The organism is Streptomyces sp. LS1784 (genome assembly GCF_020103755.1).
In the GTDB taxonomy this organism is placed as follows: domain Bacteria; phylum Actinomycetota; class Actinomycetes; order Streptomycetales; family Streptomycetaceae; genus Kitasatospora.
In genome coordinates, this window is sequence record NZ_JAHSQD010001005.1 from 1 (window position 1) to 1,637 (window position 1,637).

The following is a 1,637-nucleotide window of genomic DNA, read 5'->3' on the forward strand; positions in this document are numbered from 1 at the left end:
CGTCCGGCCCTGGCGTCGGCCCGCCGACGCCGACGCGCCCGCGCCCACCCGGGCCCTCGGCCTGTTCGGCGACCTCGGCGCGCAGCGCTACCTGCAACTCCAGGGCCGGCAGGCGGCCGCCGTCGCCGCCCTGGACGCGGTGCCCGAACAGCGGCGAGGCGAGGACTGGCAGGCCCTGCTCGGCGAGTCGCTGGTCAGCCAGGCCCGCGAGCACCACCGCAACCAGGACTGGCGCGAGGCCCTGGACAGCCTCACCCGCGCCCGGGCCGTCCCCGGCGCCCGGCTGCCCACCGACGCTGCCGCGATCGCCGCCGAGTCCGGCGTCCGGGCCGCCCGCGCGCTGCTCAAGAACAGCCTGGACGACCAGGCAGGAGCCGCCGAACTCCTGGAGAAGGCACTGGTGTTGGCACCCGACGACCCCGAGGTGCGGGGCGACCTCGGCGCCACCTACGCCCAGTGGGCACGCAAGATCAACAACGAGGACAAGGACTACCCCCGCGCCCTCGCCCTCCTGGAGAAGAGCCTGGAACTGGTCCCCGGCGACCCGACCGCCCGGCACTTCCTGGAGGCCGCCCTCGGCAACCGGGCCGGCCAGCTCAGCCGCCCCGACGCCACCGAGGCGGAGCTGGAGGAGGCCGTCGAGGCCTGGCGGGCGCTGATCGAACTCAACCCCGACCCGGACAACCGGCTCGGCCTCGCCTTCGTGCTGCGTCACCTCGCCCGCTCTGCCGCCTTCGCCGATGACCGCCGGCGCGCCGTCGAGTGGATGGCCGAGGCGCTGCGGGCCGACCCGGAATGGGAGGGCGGGGTCGACCACGAGGCCCCGCGCCGGGTCTCGGTGATGCTCGCCAACCACGTGATGGACGCCATGCAGGACCAGCCGTTCACCGACCAGGCCGCGATGCTCCAGAAGGCCAGGTCCTACGACGACTCCACCGACATCCGACGGCTGATGGTCAGCGTCTGGCGCGGCAAGGCCATCGGCCACTACGAGGGCCACCGCTACCGCGCGGCGATCAAGCTGCTGGAGGAGGCTCTCGAACTCTCCGGCACTCCGGAGGACACCGACAAGCTGCACCGCGAACTCGGCATCGTCTACGGCTCGTTCGCCGTCCAGCGGGCCAACGCCCGGCAGCTGCGCGAGGCCCGCGACCTGGCCCGCAAGGCCGTCGAGCACAGCCCGGACGACATCGAGCTGCACGCGATGCAGATGCGGATCAACTCGCTCTACTGACGGCAACCGCACGGCAGTTGGCGTCGTCCTAGACCGTACGCCGCAGCCGTGCCGGCACCCGCGCCGTCCCCGCCACCGTGAGGAGAGAGACCGCCCGCCATGCCACTGCACGAACCGTCGCCGTACGAGGTCCTGGGCATCCCGCTCACGGCCGGCGTGCGCGAGATCAACCTCGCCGTCGGACCGGCGATGCGGGCCGGCCGGTACAGCCGCCAGCAGATCCAGGAGGCCGCCGCGCTGCTGCGCAACCCGGACCGGCGCCTGGAGGCGGACCTCCAGCAGCCCCTCCCGCCGGAGCCGGTCGACCAGGCCGCCGAGCTGCTGGCCCCCGCGCTCGCCGAACCGCTGCTGGTGATCGAGCGCCCGCCGCTGCCGCCCGCCGCCCTGCCCGCCCTCCACCGCG

Annotated in this window: 2 protein-coding genes; both read left to right on the top strand. The window is 74.3% G+C overall.

Annotation, left to right across the window (positions count from 1 at the left end; genetic code table 11):
* A partial coding sequence (locus tag KS423_RS45105; protein ID WP_224285460.1) for a hypothetical protein occupies positions 1-1,234 on the top strand: 1,234 nt, incomplete at its 5' end.
* 99 nt (positions 1,235-1,333) lie between these two features.
* The coding region (locus tag KS423_RS45110) for a hypothetical protein (protein WP_224285461.1) at positions 1,334-1,637 on the top strand (304 nt) is incomplete at its 3' end.